Source organism: Pseudanabaena sp. FACHB-1998 (assembly GCF_014696355.1).
In the GTDB taxonomy this organism is placed as follows: Bacteria; Cyanobacteriota; Cyanobacteriia; order Pseudanabaenales; family Pseudanabaenaceae; genus Pseudanabaena.
In genome coordinates this window covers 14,071-35,369 of record NZ_JACJQA010000036.1, presented here as the reverse complement: position 1 = coordinate 35,369, position 21,299 = coordinate 14,071, and the positions used below count along the sequence as shown (strand labels likewise).

Sequence of the window (21,299 nt, the reverse complement as noted above, 5' to 3'; positions counted from 1 at the left end):
TCATTGCAAAGAAAACGCCAACCAAACATCTCTACTTCTAGGCGATCGCAGACTAATATATAAAAACTTGAAAAAGCACTATAAATTTACAGACATTGCTTGCTAAAGTCTCTAAAATATGTGTTTTTAAACTCATTCGGGTAATGAACTCTTAGGAACTCTTGGGCTATGAATACATCAGATCAAGCACCAACTACTGCCACAAGCTTAAAGACTAACAGAACCAAAGCTCTTGCTAAGCGTGGAGGACGCACTCCCTTCGAGAGCCGATTAATTCAAGCAGGACATGCCACCTCCGACCAGTTCGATCGAGCCGTCAAGGATAGCCAAGAACAAAATGTTCCATTTATCAATGCCCTAGAGCAAATCCTAGGACAGCAACTCTCTCCCGACATTACCCGCTATTACAAACGGCAACAACTTTTTGAGCTGCGCGTTCTCTATGGCATCGAACCCATCGATCCTGATGTAGAAATTGATAAATTTGACATCGGTACACTCAGCGCCCTCCTTGACTCCAACATTATTCCCATCGCCACTTGTCGCGACTGCGAGATATTACCGCTAGTCAAAACTGAGAATAGCGTCACCCTTGCTGTAGTCTCTCCCGATAGCTTCAAAGTCCAGAACGAGATTACGCGCCTCCTTAAAAATATAACGATCAGCCGTCGAGTCATTGCCCGCGAAGATTTCCACCGAGTCTTTGATAGTATTGTGCAGTTCCAAGTTAATAAGAGTGCCAAAGCTGAAGGCGCAATCAGCGACGAAGATCTCCAAATCAAAGACGATGTCTTCAATGAAGATATTACCGACGCTGACCAAGGCGATGAACTCATGGTTGGCGGCGAAAACTCCGCTCCCATCATCAGCCTTGTTGATAAAATCCTTGTGAAAGCTCTCAAAGAAGGATGTTCAGACATTCACATTGAGCCACAGGAAAAAGATCTCTGCATCCGTTTACGTAAAGACGGCGTGTTGCGTGAATACTTCTTCCTCAGCGAAAACAAACGTCTACCCCGCAACATTGTTAATGCGGTTATCTCCCGATTCAAGATTATCTCTAACCTCAACATTGCCGAAAAGCGCGTTCCTCAAGACGGAAAGCTCAAGCGCAACTTCCAAGGTCGTCGGGTAGACTTCCGCGTTAATACCTGCCCTACCCAAAACGGCGAAAAAGTATGTTTGCGAATTCTCGACAACTCCAATACGCAACTGGGTCTGAATAAACTGATCAGCGATCCTGAAAGCTTGGAGTTAATGCAAAGCTTTGCTCAACGCCCCTATGGATTAATTCTGGTTACAGGCCCAACGGGTTCAGGTAAAACCACTACCCTCTATTCGACTCTTGCTGAATGTAATGATCCCGGAATTAACATCAGTACCGCAGAAGATCCCGTTGAATATAACCTCCCAGGCTTGCCCCAATGTCAAGTGCTACGCGAAAAAGGAATGACCTTCGCCAGTATTCTCCGCGCGTTCCTCCGTCAAGATCCTGATGTAATTCTCGTGGGTGAAACCCGTGACGCTGAAACTGCTAAAACAGCGATCGAAGCAGCGCTCACAGGTCACCTAGTTCTCACAACCCTCCATACCAACGACGCACCAAGTTGTATTGCGCGTCTCGAAGAAATGGGAGTCGAGCCATTCATGGCAAGCACCGCCATTATCGGTGTACTTGCTCAGCGTCTTGTTCGCAAAGTTTGTGACAACTGCCGTATCCCCTACAACCCTAACCAAGAAGAACTTGATCGCTTTGGCTTACCCAGCAGCGACCTCGAAAAAACCTTCTATCGCGCCAACATTGTTAACCGTGAAGCAATGCTCCCCGGACAAAGAGTATGCCCAAAGTGTAACGGCTCTGGATATAAAGGTCGTGCAGGTGTCTACGAAATCATGAAAATGACTGAGCGACTCCAAAGTGCGATCAACAAAGGAGCCACCACTGAGGTAATCAAGGAAATCGCTGTGCAAGAAGGGATGAAAACCTTAATGGCGTATGCCTTCGATCTCGTCAGACTAGGTTCGACCACCCTTGATGAAGTCCTGCGCGTAGTCTATACCGATAAAGGTCGTGAAGCTGAAGAACGCGCCCGCCGAGGCAAAGGATTGGAATGTGACAACTGTGATGCTATGCTCACTCCCGAAACAGTGGAATGTCCTTATTGCACCACCCCTAGAACTTTCTAATGCATATTATTTGAGACCTGTGCTACACACAGGTCTCAAAATTATTGATTATTGATTGGGCTAATTATTTTATTGAAAATTTAGACTTCACGCACATTTCCCGCTTGATCTAGGGAAAGATGCATTTATTAAGGATTTGATTAGGATTTGATTAGGAGAATAAACCGCCATGGTAATGGACTACATCATCGAAGACTTAATGGAAGAAGTGGTAGAGCGTAAAGGCTCAGATCTTCACATTTCCGCAGGGCTTCCCCCTTACATTCGGATCAATGGCCACCTTACGCGCACCGATCGCGACCCCCTGTCCCCTGAAGAATGTCAGCGTTTGATTTTTGCAATGCTTAACAATAACCAGCGCAAAACCTTGGAACAAACTTGGGAGCTAGACTGTTCCTATGGGGTTAAGGGCTTAGCCAGATTTCGGGTAAACGTATATAAAGATCGAGGAACCATTGCTGCTTGCTTACGGGCGCTATCTTCCAAAATTCCTGACATGGATGATCTCAGCTTGCCTCCCATTGTCCGCGAACTAAGCGAGAAGCCTCGGGGACTAGTACTCGTAACAGGACCAACGGGATCGGGCAAAACCACAACCTTAGCGGCGATGATTCAAACGATTAACAAAACTCGCGCCGAACATATTCTTACGGTTGAAGATCCTATCGAGTTTGTCTACGAATCGGTGAAAAGCGTGATTCACCAGCGACAAGTGGGTGAGGACACTAAGTCTTTTGCTAATGCGCTTAAAGCCGCTTTACGCGAAGATCCCGATGTAATTCTTGTAGGGGAAATGCGGGATTTAGAAACGATTCAGCTTGCGGTATCTGCTGCTGAAACAGGACACCTTGTATTCGGTACATTACATACTAGCTCGGCATCGCAAACCGTAGATCGGATCGTTGATGTGTTTCCCCCTGAGCAACAGGGACAAATTCGGGTTCAGCTTTCTAACTCCCTTGTAGCTGTGTTAAGCCAAACCCTTGTTCAGCGTCACAATCCGCAACCGGGGCAATTTGGTCGAGTCATGGCTCAGGAAATCATGATCGTCACCCCAGCGATTTCCAACTTAATTCGGGAAGGTAAGACTGCTCAGATGTATGGCTTTATCCAAACTGGCGGTAAGGAATCGATGCAAACCCTTGAGTCAGTACTAGCAAAATTATATCTTGACGGTGATATTACCTTTGAGGCTGCCATGTCTAAGACTTCCCGACCTGAAGAATTATTGCGTGTAGTTGGTCCTAACCCTGCGCCTGTAATGAAGCGCAAAGCTGCGGCGGGTGATTTACGATCGCCTGATATGGTCAGATCGCGATCAATCAGTGGTTAGCTTGTGATTCTCTCATTGTTTCTATCTATAATTCCTAAAAAAATCCTAATAAAGTCCTAAAAAGAGGTGCAATCATGGCAAAATTTAAGGGCAATTTAAAAGACTCGAAGGGTAAAGCCGTTCAACAGACAATGGTTGCGGAATCGGTCAAAGAAGCCCGTGACACTTGGAGACAGAAGGGTTTTGTCGTTCAAGATATTAAGGAAGTGAAAGGTGGTTTCGACCCAGCCGCCTTTTCACTTTCGATGCAAAAGGTAACCGTTAAGGACTTAGCTCTATTTTCCCGCCAATTAGCTACTCTCGTTAATGCAGGTGTGTCAATGGTGCGGGGTTTGGGGGTTATGTGCGATCAATGTGCTAACCCAAGGTTGAAGGTTGCTTTGACGGAAGTATTAGACGATGTGCAACAGGGTACTAACTTCTCCGATGCTTTGCGAAAACATCCCAAGATCTTTGATAAGCTTTATTGCGCGATGATCCAAGCTGGGGAAACGGGTGGTGTGCTTGATGACGTATTGGCTCGTTTAGCGACTTTATTGGAAGATTCCGCTCGATTGACTAACCAAATTAAATCAGCGATGACCTATCCGATTGTAGTTAGTTCGATCGCCGTTTTAATCTTCTTAGCCATGTGTATTTTCATCATCCCTGTTTTCGATGGGGTATTTAAGAGCTTAGGTGGTGAGTTACCTGCCTTTACTCAGATCTTAGTTAATATCAGTAACTTCCTAAAGAGTCCTGCCGTACTAATTATTCCCATCACTTTCTCCGTAGCGGGGTTTGTGTACAATCGCGTTTATGCAACTCCTGCGGGCAAGCTGTATTTTGATGGCTTGTTTTTGAAGTTGCCTTTGTTTGGCGATCTCGTAGTTAAGACTGCGGTCGCAAGGTTTGCGCGTACTTTTGGTTCCCTATCCCGTGCAGGTGTGCCGATTTTGAGTTCCTTAGAAATTACGGCGGAAACCGCAGGTAATTTGGTAATTTCTAATGCGATCGATTCGGCTCGAAATGCAGTAAAGGAAGGTGGACAAATTGCGCCTGCGATGGAAAAGACAGAAGTATTTCCAGTGATGGCATTACAGATGGTGAGCATCGGTGAAGAAACTGGTGAAATTGATAAGATGCTGATGAAGGTAGCTGACTTTTATGAGAATGAAGTGGAGGAAGCGGTAAAAGCTCTGACCAGCTTAATGGAACCTTTAATGATCGTTGTTCTCGGCGGTATGGTGGGCTCGATTATTGTTGGGATGTATCTGCCGATTTTCTCAATTATGGACAAAATCAAATAACTCCTCACAAAGTCGGAGCTAAGCGCTGACTTTGTTGAGCTTTTTTAATCAAGCCCAAAAAAAGAGTCACGGTGTAAAGCACCGTGACTCTTTTTTTGGGATTTGATATTATTTTTTGCGCCCTTCTGGATCGTAATAATCTGCTTTCACCACTTGTTTGGCTCTGGCGATCGCCAAGGAATTATTTTCCACATTTTCCACTAGCGTTGAACCTGCGGCGATATTTACATTTTCGCCAATATGAATCGGAGCAACCAGTACGGAATTAGAACCCGTTTTGCTGCGATCGCCAATTATAGTTTGATGTTTTTTGAAGCCATCATAATTAGCGGTAATCGTGCCAGCCCCAATATTTACTTGCTTGCCAAGGGTCGCATCACCGAGGTAGCTCAAGTGAGCGGCATTAGTGCGATCGCCGACCTTGGCATTTTTGAGTTCCACAAAGTTGCCGATGCGACATTTTTCGCCCACTACTGACTCGCCTCGAATCCTCGCAAAAGGTCCAATGCGACAGTGATCCGCAATTTGACTATCTTCAATCACTGAAAACTGAATCGTACTATTTTCGCCCACAATACTATTCGAGAGCATACTGGAAGGACCAATGATCGAACCTGAGCCAACTTTGGTATTACCGCGCAAATGGGAATGTGGCTCGATAATTACATTGGGAGCAAGTTCCACTTCATCATCAATGGTAATCGTTTCAGGAAGTAACATCGTCACACCTGCACGCATCCATTTTTCCCTAGCTCTCTTTTGCAAAACATCGTAGGCATGGGCTAATTGAAGGCGATCATTAATACCAAGACTTTCATCGGGATCTTCCAAATCGCTGGCATAAACTGATTTTAAATAATCAAATACTTCCGTTAAATAGTATTCTTTTTGAGCATTATTCGTAGTGAGTTTGGGTAAAGCTTGAGCTAATTCTTGCCAATCAAAGCAATAGACTCCTGTACTTACTCTTTGATTGAGAAGTTGCTCGGGATTGCAATCACGATGCTCGACGATGCGTTCGATCTTCATGTCGCGATCGCAAAATACGCGACCATAGCCCGTAGGGTTCGGTAAAATTGCGGTGAGTACGGTTGCCGAAGCTTTATGTTGTCGATGGCTATCAATTAAGGCTTGGATGGTTTCCGTTCGCATTAACGGCGAGTCACCCGTCAGCACGACCAATTCACCTGCAAAATCTGCTAAGGGTTCCAATAATTGCTGAATCGCATGACCTGTTCCCAATTGTTCCGCTTGTTCGGCAAATTCTAAATGGGGATAGTCGGCAAGAGCCGCCCGAACTTGATCGCTGCAATAACCAATGATCGCAATACGGTGATCGGCTTTAAGAGCATCAGTTGCATTGAGAACTCGCTCCACTAAGGATTTGCCGCCAAGAGGCTGTAATACCTTTGGCAAGGCAGACTTCATCCGTGTTCCCTTACCCGCCGCTAAAACTGCTACTGCTAACATTTTTTCTCCTTTCTGATTTAATAAAGTTAGACATAGAATGGGCGGCGCAAAGCGCCGCCCATTCTATGTCCTAAAGTAATGACTCACAAGATTAGCGATCGCCAAATAGATGATGTTGCTAAAGGTGAAAGCCATTCCCGATACCCGCAGCTTTAAATTGCTGGTTGTTAGTCCGTAGGCGTGGAGCGATCGCCCGATTAGCAAAGCGATTCCACCAATATGTAACATCAGGGCATTACCCTTACTCAGTTCTAATAACAAGAGTAAAATCAGCGAAATGGGAATATATTCGGTGGCATTACCTTGGGCACGGATCGCTACCTGTAGATCAGGATTGCCGCCATCACCCAGTATGACGCGCCCAGATTGACGCAATTTAACGACATTGAAGGACAGCCATACAATCAAAAGCGATGACAGTGCTGCATAAATGGAAGTAATCATTGATCTATAGCCATAATTTCAAGTCAAGTTTAGGCAATTGCAATCAAGGCACAAAATGGCTACGCCATTTTGTGCCTTGGGATTAACCATTGGGACGACTCATTTGTTCGAGATTGAGAACTTCAGCTAACTTCTCTTCGGTCATCAAGCCTTTATCTAAAACAACCTGACGCAATGACTTGCCAGAGGCTAAAGATTCTTTAGCCACGTCCGCAGCATTCAAATAACCAATATGCGTATTTAGCGCGGTCACTAGAGATAAACTACCTTCAGCATAGGCAAGACAACGATCTTCCTGTGCAGTAATCCCCCTAATGCACTTAGTCGCTAAAGTATCGATCGCCTTACCTAAAATCTCAATGCTTTGAATCAAATCATAGGCAATCAGAGGCATCATCACATTCAATTCCAATTGACCAGCCTGTGCTGCAAAGGCGATCGCGGTGTCATAACCAATCACCTGATAACAGACCATATTCGTCATCTCGGCAATTACAGGATTATATTTTCCGGGCATAATCGATGAACCGGGTTGAACGGGTGGTAACTGAATTTCCCGCAAACCTGTTTTAGGTCCTGAATCCATCAAGCGCAAATCGTTTGCAATTTTGCAGGTATCTTGAGCAAGGTTACGAATCGCTCCTGATACATTCACAAAGGGAGCCATACTTTGCATTGCTGCCATGAGGTTACTGGCGGGCTTTAGATCAAAGCCTGTAATTTCGCTCAGCTTTTCGGCAACGCGATCGCAATATTGGGGATGAGTATTTAACCCTGTACCTGAAGCACTACCCCCTAAGCCCAAGGTTTTTAGATCATTCGCTGCTTGGTGAATCCGTTTAACATGCTCGCTAATGATTTGGGCATAGGCTTGAAATTCATCACCAAGTCTGACGGGAACGGCATCCTGTAAATGGGTGCGTCCCGATTTAACAATATCTGAAAAAGCGATCGCCTTAATGCGTAACTGTTCGTTGAGGTTTGCCAAGGCAGGAAATAACACATGATCAAGGGCTAATAATGCGCCAATCCGAATCGCTGTGGGGATCACATCATTTGTTGATTGTCCATAATTAACGTGATCATTAGGATTCACATTTTGGTAATTGCCTTTCACATCATCTAAAATTTCAAGGGCGCGATTGGCTAGTACTTCATTAATATTCATGTGATGCGATGTACCAGCCCCCGCTTGGTAAACATCCACCACAAATTGATCGCGCAAAGCTCCATCTAAAATTTCATCCGCCGCCGCCGCGATCGCCATGCCCATCCCGACAGGAATACAACCCAGTTCAGCGTTAACTAATGCAGTTGCTTTTTTGATCAGCAAGCAAGCATCCACAAAGGTGGGGAGGGGCTTTAGTCCACTAATTTTAAAATTATCGATCGCCCTAACGGTTTGGATACCATAGTAAACATCATCGGGCAGGGACATTTCCCCCATGGAGTCGCGTTCGGTTCTAGTCATAGTTTTTATAAGGCTTGTGGCTTTTAGCTTTTAGCTTTTAGCTTAGGGTAATTTGACTGATCTTGATTAAATTGATTTAATCCATTGTTGTTTTTTTGCGATCGTCCCGTCAAGCAAACGAACCAATAAATTTTTTGAAAGTGTTGTGAAGCAACACTTTCAAAAAATTTATTACTCAGATTTGAGCGCAAGCTCTGTAATTAAATCAGCCAACCATTGACCATTGCTAAATGCAAAGCCTGAAAACGTGTTCTTGCCTTGAGTTTGGTCAAAATATTATTGATATGAAACTTGACCGTGCTTTCACTAATAATTAATTGTTGAGCGATATCCCGATCGCGCAATCCTTGAGTTAATAATTGCATCATCTCTAATTCGCGCTCAGACAGAGGATTAGACTCTTTAGCCAAGGGAATCGTAATCGTAATTTGTAATTCTGTAGGATGAATTTTCATCGCACCGCCCAAGCTGGAAACGATTAAAAATAATTCCCTAAATAGCGATCGCATCCAGTTTTGCGGATCGGTAATCTGATTAGCGGTCTTGGCAATAATTGCCTCAAGGGATATAGACACATCGCTGTAAATCAGACGGCAATAAGCCCCACCGATGTGATTCAAGATTTCTGCCGCTTTCAAAAATACATATTCAATGCTCAGATTTAGCGATCTTTCTGTACCCACTAATGTCAAGCGATTGGAATTCAGAATATGGGCTAAGCGATCAGACAGCGATACCTGTTCCAAAGGAAGTGAATTCAAATCTTGGCTTAAATTTTGCCAAATTTGTTTTTCCTGTTGGTGCTTAAAGGCGCTATCAATGGCGATCGCGGCGATCGTGCAGAGCATTCGTAAAAATTCTAAAAACTCAGGCGGCATCGCTCGATGACTAAAGGCTGCCAAAACGCCCACGACGCGCCCCTTGATCTCTAAAGGATATCCCGCAAATCCACGAATATTATTGCTCATAGCCCATTGGCGATCGCCCACCCAAGGCTCATCCGCTAAGTTATTACTTAAAAAAGAAACGCGATTTTGAGCAATTTTCCCCACTTTATATGCCCCCATCGGCACTCTGGCAAATCGCCCATCAAGGCGCGTATACATCCCCGACGAGGCAACAAGCTTTAAAAAATTACGTTCTGGCTCCAATAACCACACACGGGCAAAGGCACAATCAAAGCGCTCCACAATGCCATCAGTAACTCGATGCGCGATCGCCTCTGGATCTAAACACCCAGAAAAGGTTTCGGCTATTTCTGTACCGCGATGTAAATCAAATAAAAGCTTGGTCGGATCGAGTAACTCAGCCATCAACCCTAAGACACAAAGAACGCAAAAATCTCTATATCAATTGAGCCTCAGATCCACCTTTAGCTATGTATATAAAGCTACGAAACTCTCTACAGAAAAGGGAAGTGCTTAGCACTTCCCTTTTCTGCACAAAAATAAGCAACACTTATTAAGTAATTAATTTGCTCTAGGACTAGCAGTTGGTGAGCTTTCAGGACTTGTCGAACTTGTAGATGTGGGTGAAGGTGTTGGTGAGCTTTCAGGACTGGCTGTACTGGTTGGAGTACTAGTTGGTGATGGACTAGCAGCAGGTGTTGTTAAGTCCTTCGGCAACGCCTTAGTTGGGACAGGGAGAGTCTGAGCAGGCTTAGGTTGAGGCTTGGGTGTGGGGATAAAATATATGACTGTGGCAGCGATCGCTAAACTAATTACACCAGCGATCGCAGGTACTGCTTGGCTATTTAGTTGAGTCTGGGTGCGGTAGTCAGAAATTTTAGTCACCAGTCTGAGGTCTGGCAAAGTGGTGGGATCACAACAGAGGCGATCAAGAACCTCCATCAAATCAAACAATTGAATCGTATTAAGCTTGATTTCTAACTTTTTGGGATTACTGGCATCGGCTTCGTTAAGTTTGACCGCCAGCATATGGACATGCTTGCCATCGGATTGCAAACTCACTAAGCCCTCAGGAATGGTTAAGGTCGTGCTACTTTTCAGGGCTTGAGCGTAGGCTCCTACCACTTTAATTAGGGCATTGAGAAGCTCTAGCCCACCAATAATTGGTTCAGACTGATGATTAAAGCGACAACCAAAACTCGTCAAAATTGATAGTACATCCCCGCCAGTACTGATACCCTCAATTAGCAAAGTACAACTTGGCAAATTATAACTACGCTGAATCATTAGGCGATCGCTCCGTCAAACAGACTATTCCAAAGGCGAAATTCTCCCGCCACACCACTACATAACAATAATCGCGTTAATAGTTGGAGGGCTAACTCACGAATCTCCTCATCACTTAAAGGTGAAGGCGATCGCATTCGACCGATATACAACGATTTGAAGCGATCTATATACGTCTCTAAATAAGCTTGATTTTGCTGTAGACCCAGTGACTCAATCTTGCCTTCAGTCACCTGTTGATGGGTACTCAGCAACAAACGCAAACCAGTATCTAACTGCTTTGCTAAAGTACAGACAATTTTTACTAAAGCCTTTAGCTCATCCCAGCTTAGGCTTGCACGTTGATAATTACGGCGCAAAGGATTAGTATTTCGCAGCCGCCAAAAAGCTACTCGACTAGGAATAGTCTTTTGTAAGTTTAACTGATCAACTAAAACAAGCATGACCTCAACTGCTTCTAAATCCAGCGCCTCGATCGCTAGAAGCAGATGATCGATATCCATACGGACACTGCGGGGACAACCCCTAACAAAATCCTTAGGAACATTTAAATCGAGGGTTTCTGGAGCAGAAATATTTAACTGCATAATTCGCAGTGAAGATGAACCTTATAGAGTTTACTCAATTGGCAGTTTACCCAGTTTGAAGGCTTTCAGCTACAAGCGACTTGTCTAAGAGCTGGTCTTAAAAATAAAGAATTCCAAGAGCGAGATAGCCCGTAGCTGATTGCTTCAACCTTAAGCTTGGCGTGAGTAGTACTCAATAACCAGCAGTTCGTTCACTTGCAATGCCACCCATTCGCGTTCGACAATGCCATTGACTTTGCCAATTAGTTTTGCTTTATCAAACTCTAAATGGCTAGGAATATTCGACAAGCCGGGAAATTCGAGGTTACGCTCGACGATCTTACGAGACTTTTCGTTATCTTTGATGCTAATTACTTCACCAGGCTTTACACCGTAGCTAGGAATAGTTACGCTCTTGCCATTAATAGTGACATGCCCGTGATTTACCAATTGACGTGCCGCAGGAATGGTTGGCGCTAGTCCGAGTCTGAAAACGGTATTGTCTAGACGCATTTCTAGCAGTTGTAGCAATACTAGCCCTGTAGAACCCTTAACTCTTCTAGCGCGACGTACATAGCGCAATAGTTGAGTTTCGGTTAAACCGTAGTTAAAACGTAGTTTTTGCTTTTCTTCGAGACGAACAGCATACTCAGAACGCTTTTTGCGGTCTTGTCCATGTTGTCCAGGTGGATATGCGTGCTTGGGTTGTTTGCGGCTGAGACCAGGTAGTTCTCCTAGTCTTCTGACGATTCTGAGGCGCGGACCTCTATAACGGGACATAGCTCCTTCCTTGTTACTGTTGAAAACTTGACAGCCTACCTAGTATAGGACAATTTTGACAAAAATATTGACCAAGCAATGAAGTTTTTGAATAAACTCCCCGAAGAGAAAGGCGGCGCGATGAGCCGCCTTTCTCTTCGAGGGTTTTACGGATTAATAAACTTGACCACTTCTAGGTAGCTAGATGCAAGCCCTAAAAGCTGTGGCGCACGCTAAGCGTGCTTCACAGCTTTTGGTTGTGTTTTTTAATTACGCTTCGCTACTTAGAGATTTAGCATTAATAGGGACTTACGATCAGGTAGATGTGTCGCGGGCTTTGCCCGCGACACATCTACCCCAAACCCAATAAATTCGCTAGCTTGGCGTAAGTCCTAATTAAATTTTCATGAATTGTAAAATTTATTTTGTTTACTTGCCTTTCGATATTCAAAAAGTTATTGGAGAGAGTAAACGTATTTACACTTTTACTCTCTCCAAATAACTGCTTGGATTAAGGCTTCATGCTATGAGTATATTTTTTAACGCTTACTTTCTGAAAACCCAACAGCCTCCCATCAAATTGAAAGAAAAGTTTTCTCAATTTGAGAGAATTCCTAATTCGGATTGGATTGTCTGTGATTTTGGCGATAGTTTAGTAGACGGTGCTTTTGAGGGAGAGGAATATTTGACCCAAGAGCTATCCGAGATTTTTGGTGAAGTTATTTTTATAGCGATCGATACTAGTAACGATCAATTGGACTATGAGCATTCCTTAGATGGCGAGGTTTTGCGTAAATTGACTTGGCTGTCCGATGGGTGTCAATCTACGTGGGTATGTGTGGAAGGAGAATTAGAAGATTGGGAAATTACTTCAGTCTTTTCCTCGGATAATTTAAATCGCACTAGGGACTTGCTGAGCTACGATCGCCATTTAAACCGATTACCTGCTGACGAGATTGAGGTCAAAGAGCAGGAATTGCAAAGCCTTTGGCGGAAGCATGAATATGTCCTTAACGGTCAGATTCCTTTAGGCGACGCTACTTTTGGCTTCATAATTCAGCGACATTTTTTTGGAATTACCACTGAAGCCTGAGCAAATTTTTGAAAGCTTGGCTTTGTCAAGCTTTCAAAAATTTGCTCGGTTTTGGTTTTACACAAAATCGCGTTAAAGTATTCGTACATCTAAGAGCGTGTTTGAGAAGTCTCCTATCTAGCATAAATTTCTGCTTTTACCCCCCTTAATCCCCCCTTTGAAAGGGGGGAAACTTGAATCCTCCCCCTTTCAAGGGGGAGTTAGAGGGGGTAAAAAACTTCTCAAACACGCTCTAAATATTAAGTCTATTAGGATGACCAAGCTTATGTCCCGTTTACCTATTGCTTTAGCAACTGCTTTCAGCCGCCGCAACGCCCTTAAGATTATTAGCGGTCTGCACAACTTCAATCCTGATTCTGTGAAAATGGTCGTGCAAGCTGCCGATCGCGGCGGCGCTACGTTTGTGGATATTGCGGCTGATGCTAAGCTAATTGCGATCGCGAAGGCTAATTGCTCTTTGCCTGTATGTGTCTCCGCCGTTGAAGCTAGCAAATTAGTAGAAGCTGTAGCGAGTGGTGCTGATCTCGTGGAAATCGGTAACTACGATAGCTTCTATGCTCAAGGTCGTGTATTTACTGCCGATGAAATTATTGCTTTGACCGCAGAAACTAGAGCCTTGTTGCCTCACACAGCCATTTCCGTAACTGTTCCTCATACTTTGCCCCTCGATGAGCAAGTTAGTCTTGCGGAAAAGCTCGAAGCGATCGGAGCAGATATCATCCAAACCGAAGGTGGCACAAGCTCGGCTCCCACCCATGCAGGTGTACTTGGAGCGATCGAAAAGGCATCTCCTACCCTTGCGGCTGCCCATGCCATTAGCCGTGCTGTTTCTATTCCTGTACTTTGCGCTTCTGGCTTGAGCAATATCACAGCTCCGATGGCGATCGCATCTGGTGCTGCGGGTGTTGGTGTTGGTTCGGCTGTGAATCAATTGAACGATGTAGTTTCTATGATTGCTACTGTTCGCGCTCTCAGAGAATCAATGGGAGAATCAATCAATAGCAATGTTGCTCATCAAGCAGTTGTTTAACTAATTTATAGCTGTGGTCACTTGCCATTAGGACAAATCAAAACCCAGAAGACGAGTGGCGGCGCTTCGTGCCGCCACTCGTCTTCTGGGTTTGTGTCTTAATAAGAATGGCTAGATCGAGACATAAAACCCCAATATTGTGAGGAGGCGCAAAGCGCCTCCTCACAATATTGGGGTTTTGATTTGTCCTAATACAAATGACTATGGCTATATCTAATGAGAAGGATTTTCAATTCATAAAAATGTAACAACACTTTTATGAAGAAGCTTGCGCGAGCTGAAAATTTATTTCTACTCTTTCCCAAGGTTTTACTTCCATTACTTGCGTCTCTAGGTTTTGAGCAGCAAGTAGCGATCGCAGAGAGTCACCTGTTCCTTCAGCCTTGAGGAAATTAAGCAAAAATCCGCTATAGGTCAAGTCACCACCTGCTGAGGTTGGCACAATTACCTTGGGCTTAAGTAGCTCAGCTACCTTTACGGCTCCCTGCTGACCTTTAATTACCGTACCAATGAGAGGTAATTTCAAATCAATAGTGGGCGTAATGACTACATCAATCGGCGCAAATTCGGCAAGCGTCGGCGCATGATAGCCATGAGGTTCATAGTAAATAGAAGTTCCTTCCACTAAATCCTTTAAAAGATATCCATTTTCAATAGTCGTTGGGCCAGTGGGCGAACCGAGAACGGCTTTAATTTCTAAAAGATGCGGAATCGTAAAAGCTTCCCCATGAGCAAGGGCGGTAATTTGGGTGTAGCCTAGCTCCTTAACTAATTTGGCGGCACTAGGTGAAGCAACTACAGGAATTTGGCGATCGAGTTGTTGCAGGGTTGGTAAATGGGCATGGTCGGGCAATCCCTGCGACAGTAAAATCAAATCAATATTGCTAGGAATGTCTCTAGGGGTGAGGCGCTCAGCTTTAAAGAGCCAATCAGCATTGCCAAACATAAGCGACCCCACAAGCCAAGGATCAAGCAGAATCCGTTTGCCACCCATCTCGATTAACCATGAATTACTGTCTAGCCATGTTAAATACATACAATTCCTTACCGTAGTGACAAACCCTTCCAATATTGTAACGAATTATTTCTTATCAACTACAGCGCTTTGCGCTCAAACCCAATTAAAAGCCCTATGACGCACGCGCAGCGTGCGTCATAGGGCTTTTATACCATGAAAAAACCCGCAGGAGGCATTCTTGCGGGTGAAATTATGTAGATACGTCGCTAGTGATCAAAGTATCTTCCTTTTTGAGTAGTTTGGCAGTGACTAGACTCACCCTAAGATGGCGATCTTTAACCACTACTCCTGTGACAGTGATCACATACTTCCCTCTTGATAGCATCACACCGTAAACATTTCAGTAGTTACAGCTATAGAGTGATAGTCGAGACTTAAAACAAGGCTTATTTCGCAACCCCTTTTTTAAATCCTAGGCTTGAATACTGTACTAATCGACACTTTTGTCGGTCATCCTTAAACGTATAAGAAATTAGGGCTATGTTTACGTCAATTTGCTACTAGATTTTATTTTTGAGTTTCTAGTAATTTTATATTCTATAAGACTCTGTAACTCGCAGAGCTTTTTCTAAAGATTACTAGTTTTTAGAGGCGTAAAGCTATATACAGAATCGCTTTGCCTAATTGAACATTAATTCTTGATGATAATAATTATGAAATGATTTTTATCGTAAAAATTTAAGTTTTAAGTGGTTGCAAAGTGATAAAAAACATTAACTGTTAAACACTCAATAATCTCCATCACGGTGTTATAGATATCATCATGGCAATGACAAAAACAAAAAAAAAGAATCATTTAGCGCGGTTTTGCGCGATCGCGATCGGGGCAGCGATATTTGCAGCATTTACGCCCACGATCGCCCACGCGATCGAGCAACCTACTCTCGATTCCTTAGCTAAAACCACAGGTGAACTGCGCTTATCGATTGATACGAGTTGGGTGCTGATCACAGGCTTTTTAGTGTTTTTTATGCAATGTGGCTTTGCCATGCTTGAGGCGGGGTTGGTCAGGCAGACAGGGGTGGTTAATACCTTGGCTGAAAACTTTGTTGATGCAGGAATTACGCTTTTAGCTTGGTGGGCAACAGGTTTTGCGATCGCCTTTGGCTCAACTAGCAATGGATTTTACGGGGTCGATGGATTCTTTTTAAATAATGCCCTTAGTTTAAATAATGGGGCGATCGAATATACGATTGGCGCGGCTGGCTCTACTGCACCAGTTAGTATGTTTACCCTCTTCTTTTTCCAATTTGCCTTTTCGGCTACTGCGAGTACGATCACCACGGGAGCCATGGCGGAACGTACAGACTTTCGCGGCGATTTAATTTATGCCTTTATCATGGGCGCAGTGATGTATCCCCTAGTTGTCCATTGGGTTTGGAATAGTGGTGGATGGCTTAATAAGCTTGGTTTCCATGATTTTGCAGGGGATGCGGTGGTGCATTCGGTAGGGGGATGGGCTTCGCTAGTTGGGGCATATTTACTGGGTCCAAGACCCAACCGTGTGTGGGGACAAATTCCACCAGCTCATAACCTTGGCTATGCCACAATTGGCACCATGATTTTGTGGTTTGGTTGGTATGGGTTTAACTGTGGTTCGACATTAAGCCTGAGTAATACAGGGCTGGTGGGCTTAATTGCGGTGAACACAACGATCGGGGCGGCTACAGGAGCGCTATCAGCACTTTTATATATTTACTTTCGTATTCGCCAGTGGCACTTGTTTTGCGGACTCAATGGTTCTTTAGCAGGCTTAGTCGGTATCACCGCAGGTTGTGCCTATGTGATGCCTTGGGCCGCCGCCCTAATTGGTTTAGTGGCAGGTGTGCTTGTATTGGTGGTAGTAGATGTAATTGAGTGGTTTGAAATTGATGATCCTGTAGGAGCATTTGCCGTTCATGGTGCTTGCGGGATGTTAGGAATCATTGCTGTGGGATTATTTGGGCATCCAGCTTTAACCATTAATCAAAAAGCGGGTTTATTCTTGGGGGGAGGATTTGACTTACTGGGAGTACAGATTGGGGGTGAAGCAGCGATCGTGATGTTTGTGGTTGTGTTCTCATTTTTAATGTTTGGCACAATTAATGCTTTAGGTTTACTGCGAGTAAATCCTGAAGCTGATCGCATTGGTATTGATGTGTACGAGCATGGCGCGTCTGCTTGGCCAGATGTTTATCCTATCGACGACTTGCAGTATGACGAAGAAGAGGATGAAGATGAAGACGAAGTTATGAGTACTGTTTAACTTTAATTTCTAGCTATTGTTAATCAAAGAATAAGGGCGGCGCTAAGCGCCGCCCTTATTCTTTGATTAACAAAAAGTAGCAAACCTCATTTTTTGATTTTATAAAAATCTAGCTGTTGCCATAGCCGACTCGGCTATGGCAACAGCTAGATTTTTGTGCTTTACTAGGATTTTGCTAGTATTATTCGCATAGAATCATGATTTTAAAACTAAGCAAAAGTTTCAAACTTTAAGTAGCGGCAAAAACTGTAAAAATAGCGAAGCTTTCGTTTCCCCATTTTGTAAGCCTTTATTTAAATTTGTATATAAACTCCTCTTAGTTTTAAGGCAATTGGGTTGAGTAAGACATTACCAAGATATTGGCTACATCCATGACGCATTTAGGCTGGCAACCAGAAACATCTGAAAATCTCTCCCCCTCCAATTCGCATCTAACAGAGCAGCTACAAAAACACAAAAGTTTGTTGGACAATTTACTATTTTTGTCTCTATCGCTGTCTGAACAAAGTGATTTAAGAAGTTTCTTAGAATTAGCTTTAACATGCACCCGCACTATGACTAATAGTGATGCGGGAAGTATTTATCTGATCGATCGATCAACTCCCATTCATACCGTTTGCTTTGAAGTATCGCAAAATGACTCTCAACCCGATCGCTCTTTAGTAAATTTTGCCGTCCCCCTCAATCAAGACAGTATCGTCGGCTATGTGGCGCTGACGGGCGAAACGCTTAACCTTTCCGATGCCCATGATTTGCCTGACGATGCGCGATATCGCCATCACAAAACTTTTGATTACGATATTGAGTATCACACTCGATCGGTTTTGGCAGTGCCGCTATTTGATTTTCAAAAACAGACAATTGGGGTTTTTCAGTTAATAAATCGTAAAGTTCAAGATATTTCACTTACAAAGCAAAATGTTCAAGAAATGACCCTTGGCTATTCAGATTTTGAAGAAAAATTATTACTGGCGATCGCCTGTCAAATTTCCTTATATATCGAGCGATCGAAACTTTTAGGGCAAGTTATTCCTGTTTAAATGTAAAAAACCAGAACCTATGGCGTACACTGTGCGCCATAGGTTCTGGTTCTATAATCACGTCAGTTACTTAGCACAAAACTCAGATCCAAAAAATGAGTATTAGTGCGAAATATCGCCACTCATTTTTTTAAGATTGAGTATTTATACTCAATCTTAAATACTCAATCTTAAGGAAGTATAAGGAATTCCCATCTTTTCCTATAAGATTGAACATAGGATAAATTCTTAGATATTTATACGGAGATTATTTATTTATGCTCACTTTAAAAATAGTGGTCTACATCACTGTCATATTTTTCATCAGTTTGTTTGTATTTGGCTTCCTTAACAGCGATCCATCGCGTAACCCCGGTAACAGAGACCTCGAATAGTGTTTAACACCTCCAAAGCTAGCTCTGCTAACGCTCAATCTGTAAATCGTCTCAAGAGTAATGATTGGCGATTGCTGTTGAGTTTATTGCCTTACGCAAAGCAAAACTCTAAAAAACTTCTGATATCGCTGCTTTTACTTGTGCCTCTATCGATCGCCAGTGCTGTGCAACCAATTTTGGTGCAGCAAGCGATCGATGGACCAATTAAAGGCGGCGATTTGCTTGGTTTAAGGTGGATTTGCTTAGTCCTATTGCTAACTATTGCCATACGACTAGCGTTTCAGTCATGGCAGGGCTACTTGGTGCAGGAGGTTGGTCAAAAAATTACGGCAGATATTCGCCAAGATTTATTTCGCCATGTCACCTCTCTATCAACCAGCTTTTTTGATCGTACCCCCGTTGGTAAGCTGATTACCCGCTTAACTAGTGATGTTGAGGCGTTAGGCGATGTTTTTGCTACGGGCGCTGTGGGTGTGCTGAGCGATTTTGCGGCGATCGCCACGATCGCTATATTTATGTTTTTGTTGCGGTGGGACTTAGCTTTGCTATTAGTCGCCATGGTTTTACCCGTCACCGCTTTAATTGTTTATTTTCAGTACGAATATCGCAAGGCGAATTTCAAGGCTCGCGAACGTCTCTCCGAACTAAATTCGATCTTGCAAGAAAATATTATCGGCGCAAATATCGTTCAGCTATTTCGCCGCGAAAAGTTTAACTCGGAGCAACATCTCAAGGTTAATGAGCAATATGTAGATGAAGTCAATCGCACAGTTTTCCATGATTCGGCAGTGTCAGCGACACTGGAATGGATTGCACTGGTGGCGATCGCTGGGGTTCTCTGGCTAGGCGGGGGCAAAATTGTCCAGAACAATCTCACCTTTGGCGAACTATCGGCTTTTGTACTTTTCTCCCAAAGACTTTTTGACCCTATTCGCCAACTAGCTGAAAAATTCACCACCATTCAAGCAGGATTTACGGCAGTTGAACGGATCAATGCCATTTTGCAAGAACCCATCGACATCCGCGATCCTGAATATCCTAAATCCTTGCCCCTTGATGGGAATGGCGAAATTTGCTTTGATCATGTGTGGTTTGGCTATAAGCCCGATGAGTACGTGCTTAAGGATATTAACTTCACCCTCAAAGCTGGTGAAAAAATCGCGCTTGTAGGCCCTACTGGTGCAGGCAAAAGTTCAATTATTCGATTAATCTCCCGCCTGTATGAACCAACTAAGGGTCGAATTTTAATTGATGGCATTGACATTCGCGAAATTACTCAAGCTGAGTTACGGCGCTATGTGGGGGTGATTTTGCAGGATGCATTCCTGTTTTCGGGCGATATTAAGGAAAATATTACGCTCGGTGAAGACTATGCGATCGAGCAGGTAATTGAAGCTGCCGAGTTAATGAATGTCGATCGCTTTATCCAAGAGCTACCCCAAGCCTATGCTACGCAAGTGCGCGAACGGGGGACAAATCTATCGGGTGGACAAAAGCAATTACTCGCTTTTGCTAGAGCCGCGATTCGCGATCCGCGTGTGTTAATTCTGGATGAGGCGACTGCTAGCCTCGATGTCAGCACCGAGTTTTTAATCCAACAGGCTCTAGATCGCTTACTACGCGATCGCACCACGATCATCATCGCTCACCGTTTATCGACCATTCGCAATGTTGATCGCATTTTGGTGTTAAAGCAAGGCGAGGTCGTAGAATCAGGCAATCATGAGCAGCTCATTGCCCACCAAGGCTTATACGCTAGCCTCTATCAACTAGAAATGATGGCAACCCATTAAAAAAGCGGCGCAATGCGCCGCTTTTTTAATGATTTTTCATGACTCGTTCGATATCGCGTTTATCGTCCCGCTTTTTCATGTCATCACGTTTATCGTGGAGCTTTTTCTGGCGGACTAATGCTAAGTCCACCTTAATCCAGCCATCCTTTTGATAAACCTTAAGCGGCACTAAGGTTAAGCCCTTTTGCTGCACGGCGACGATCAACTTGCGGATTTCGTCCTTATGCAACAAGAGACGACGGGTGCGAGTTGGCTCATGATTAAAGTAGGCACTAGTGGTATGGTGCGGTGAAATATACATATTCAGCAGCATGATCTGCCCCTTCCGCACAATGCCATAGGCATCCCGTAAATTAGCCTTACCCCCCTTGATCGATTTAACTTCCGTGCCAAGTAGCTCGATTCCCGCTTCGTGGGTTTCGAGAATTTCGTAATTAAATCTAGCTTGCCGATTTTCGGCGAGTACACGATAGTAATTTGCCATTTATTCCCATTAATACTGTCTAATATCCTGATGTAACTTCTAATAGCTTCCATTCTGGACTGTCACAGAATGCTTTAGAAACACGATCAGAGATTCCATGACAGTAATTATTAATCCGAAGTGGCAGTTCGGCATTTTTGGTAACGCTAGTCAATTTTGCCTGATTGCCCTCAATCTCAGAACGATGGATCAAGACCTCTACCGTAACCATTTTGGCAAATGACGCATTAGTCTCTATTTCTTGAGCAATCACATAGTCATCAGTTTCATAGGTAATTACCAAGCTACAAGACTCCAACGTTTTGATAATCGTTGGGTGCAGGTTTTCGGGAGCGATTTCAACTACGAAATGTTGAGTGTATCTAGCCATAAATCATCAAAACAACTGGAACGGCTAGTAGATTACTAGTCCACAGCTTAACCATCATAAACCAACGAGTCCTTATCCTGTGATTTGGGCTGTCTCAAACCCAAATAATTTCGATAAAGGCTTGTTTAGTAAGCCTTT

19 protein-coding genes are annotated in these 21,299 nt (G+C 43.8%); 9 read left to right on the top strand and 10 right to left on the bottom strand.

The genetic code is table 11. The features are described 5' to 3' along the window. The first annotated feature begins 168 nt into the window (after positions 1–168). From H6F42_RS15570 to H6F42_RS15560, 3 genes are all read left to right on the top strand, one after another. Positions 169–2,187 carry a GspE/PulE family protein gene (locus tag H6F42_RS15570; RefSeq protein WP_190400291.1) on the top strand — a complete coding sequence of 673 codons (2,019 nt, stop codon included), beginning with the start codon at positions 169–171 and terminating at the stop codon, positions 2,185–2,187. Positions 2,188–2,362: 175 nt separating this feature from the next. Continuing rightward, positions 2,363–3,520: a type IV pilus twitching motility protein PilT gene (locus H6F42_RS15565; protein ID WP_190400309.1), complete on the top strand. Its 1,158-nt coding sequence runs from the start codon at positions 2,363–2,365 to the stop codon at positions 3,518–3,520. 74 nt (positions 3,521–3,594) lie between these two features. Beyond that, positions 3,595–4,809 carry a type II secretion system F family protein gene (locus H6F42_RS15560; RefSeq protein ID WP_190400290.1) on the top strand — a complete coding sequence of 405 codons (1,215 nt, stop codon included), beginning with the start codon at positions 3,595–3,597 and terminating at the stop codon, positions 4,807–4,809. A gap of 108 nt (positions 4,810–4,917) precedes the next feature. Here the strand turns inward: H6F42_RS15560 and glmU are convergent, their stop codons facing one another. From glmU to rpsD, 7 genes are all read right to left on the bottom strand, one after another. After that, positions 4,918–6,279, bottom strand: a complete 1,362-nt coding sequence (gene glmU, locus H6F42_RS15555) for a bifunctional UDP-N-acetylglucosamine diphosphorylase/glucosamine-1-phosphate N-acetyltransferase GlmU (RefSeq protein ID WP_190400289.1) — start codon at positions 6,277–6,279, stop codon at positions 4,918–4,920. A gap of 63 nt (positions 6,280–6,342) precedes the next feature. Then, positions 6,343–6,723, bottom strand: coding sequence for an MAPEG family protein (locus H6F42_RS15550; RefSeq protein ID WP_190400288.1), 381 nt, complete (start codon positions 6,721–6,723; stop codon positions 6,343–6,345). A gap of 82 nt (positions 6,724–6,805) precedes the next feature. Further along, positions 6,806–8,194: an aspartate ammonia-lyase gene (locus tag H6F42_RS15545; protein ID WP_190400287.1), complete on the bottom strand. Its 1,389-nt coding sequence runs from the start codon at positions 8,192–8,194 to the stop codon at positions 6,806–6,808. A gap of 200 nt (positions 8,195–8,394) precedes the next feature. Beyond that, positions 8,395–9,507 carry a LuxR C-terminal-related transcriptional regulator gene (locus tag H6F42_RS15540; RefSeq protein ID WP_190400286.1) on the bottom strand — a complete coding sequence of 371 codons (1,113 nt, stop codon included), beginning with the start codon at positions 9,505–9,507 and terminating at the stop codon, positions 8,395–8,397. A 156-nt stretch (positions 9,508–9,663) separates the two neighbouring features. Then, a complete protein-coding gene (locus H6F42_RS15535; protein ID WP_190400285.1) occupies positions 9,664–10,389 on the bottom strand; it encodes a DUF4335 domain-containing protein in 726 nt (241 codons plus the stop codon). Then, positions 10,389–10,976, bottom strand: a complete 588-nt coding sequence (locus H6F42_RS15530) for a DUF3038 domain-containing protein (RefSeq protein ID WP_190400284.1) — start codon at positions 10,974–10,976, stop codon at positions 10,389–10,391. Before H6F42_RS15530 ends, H6F42_RS15535 begins: the two co-directional genes overlap by 1 nt. Positions 10,977–11,126: 150 nt before the next feature. Beyond that, complete coding sequence (gene rpsD / locus H6F42_RS15525; RefSeq protein WP_190400283.1) at positions 11,127–11,735, bottom strand: 30S ribosomal protein S4; 609 nt, start codon at positions 11,733–11,735, stop codon at positions 11,127–11,129. 505 nt (positions 11,736–12,240) lie between these two features. Between rpsD and H6F42_RS15520 the strand changes: the two genes are divergently transcribed. Beyond that, positions 12,241–12,807, top strand: a complete 567-nt coding sequence (locus H6F42_RS15520; RefSeq protein WP_190400282.1) for a hypothetical protein — start codon at positions 12,241–12,243, stop codon at positions 12,805–12,807. Between the two features lie 265 nt (positions 12,808–13,072). Next, positions 13,073–13,837 (top strand): DUF561 domain-containing protein, encoded by a 765-nt coding sequence (locus H6F42_RS15515; RefSeq protein ID WP_190400281.1) that lies wholly within the window; start codon positions 13,073–13,075, stop codon positions 13,835–13,837. A gap of 256 nt (positions 13,838–14,093) precedes the next feature. Here the strand turns inward: H6F42_RS15515 and H6F42_RS15510 are convergent, their stop codons facing one another. After that, positions 14,094–14,873, bottom strand: a complete 780-nt coding sequence (locus H6F42_RS15510; protein WP_190400280.1) for an MBL fold metallo-hydrolase — start codon at positions 14,871–14,873, stop codon at positions 14,094–14,096. A 751-nt stretch (positions 14,874–15,624) separates the two neighbouring features. On the opposite strand from H6F42_RS15510, the gene H6F42_RS15505 reads away from it, so the two are divergent. The 4 genes from H6F42_RS15505 (at position 15,625) to H6F42_RS15490 (ending at position 20,307) form a co-directional block, all read left to right on the top strand. Then, positions 15,625–17,100 carry an ammonium transporter gene (locus tag H6F42_RS15505; RefSeq protein WP_190400279.1) on the top strand — a complete coding sequence of 492 codons (1,476 nt, stop codon included), beginning with the start codon at positions 15,625–15,627 and terminating at the stop codon, positions 17,098–17,100. 371 nt (positions 17,101–17,471) lie between these two features. After that, entirely contained in the window at positions 17,472–18,140 is a 669-nt protein-coding gene (locus tag H6F42_RS15500) for a GAF domain-containing protein (RefSeq protein ID WP_190400278.1), read from the top strand. A 257-nt stretch (positions 18,141–18,397) separates the two neighbouring features. Beyond that, entirely contained in the window at positions 18,398–18,514 is a 117-nt protein-coding gene (locus tag H6F42_RS15495; RefSeq protein ID WP_071590106.1) for a photosystem II reaction center protein I, read from the top strand. Beyond that, positions 18,514–20,307, top strand: coding sequence for an ABC transporter transmembrane domain-containing protein (locus H6F42_RS15490; RefSeq protein ID WP_190400277.1), 1,794 nt, complete (start codon positions 18,514–18,516; stop codon positions 20,305–20,307). The genes H6F42_RS15495 and H6F42_RS15490 overlap by 1 nt, the downstream gene beginning before the upstream one ends. A 25-nt stretch (positions 20,308–20,332) precedes the next feature. Here the strand turns inward: H6F42_RS15490 and smpB are convergent, their stop codons facing one another. Both smpB and H6F42_RS15480 read right to left on the bottom strand, forming a co-directional pair. Further along, positions 20,333–20,791: an SsrA-binding protein SmpB gene (smpB, locus tag H6F42_RS15485; protein WP_190400276.1), complete on the bottom strand. Its 459-nt coding sequence runs from the start codon at positions 20,789–20,791 to the stop codon at positions 20,333–20,335. Positions 20,792–20,810: 19 nt separating this feature from the next. Continuing rightward, positions 20,811–21,161: a hypothetical protein gene (locus tag H6F42_RS15480; RefSeq protein ID WP_190400275.1), complete on the bottom strand. Its 351-nt coding sequence runs from the start codon at positions 21,159–21,161 to the stop codon at positions 20,811–20,813. Positions 21,162–21,299 lie beyond the last annotated feature (138 nt).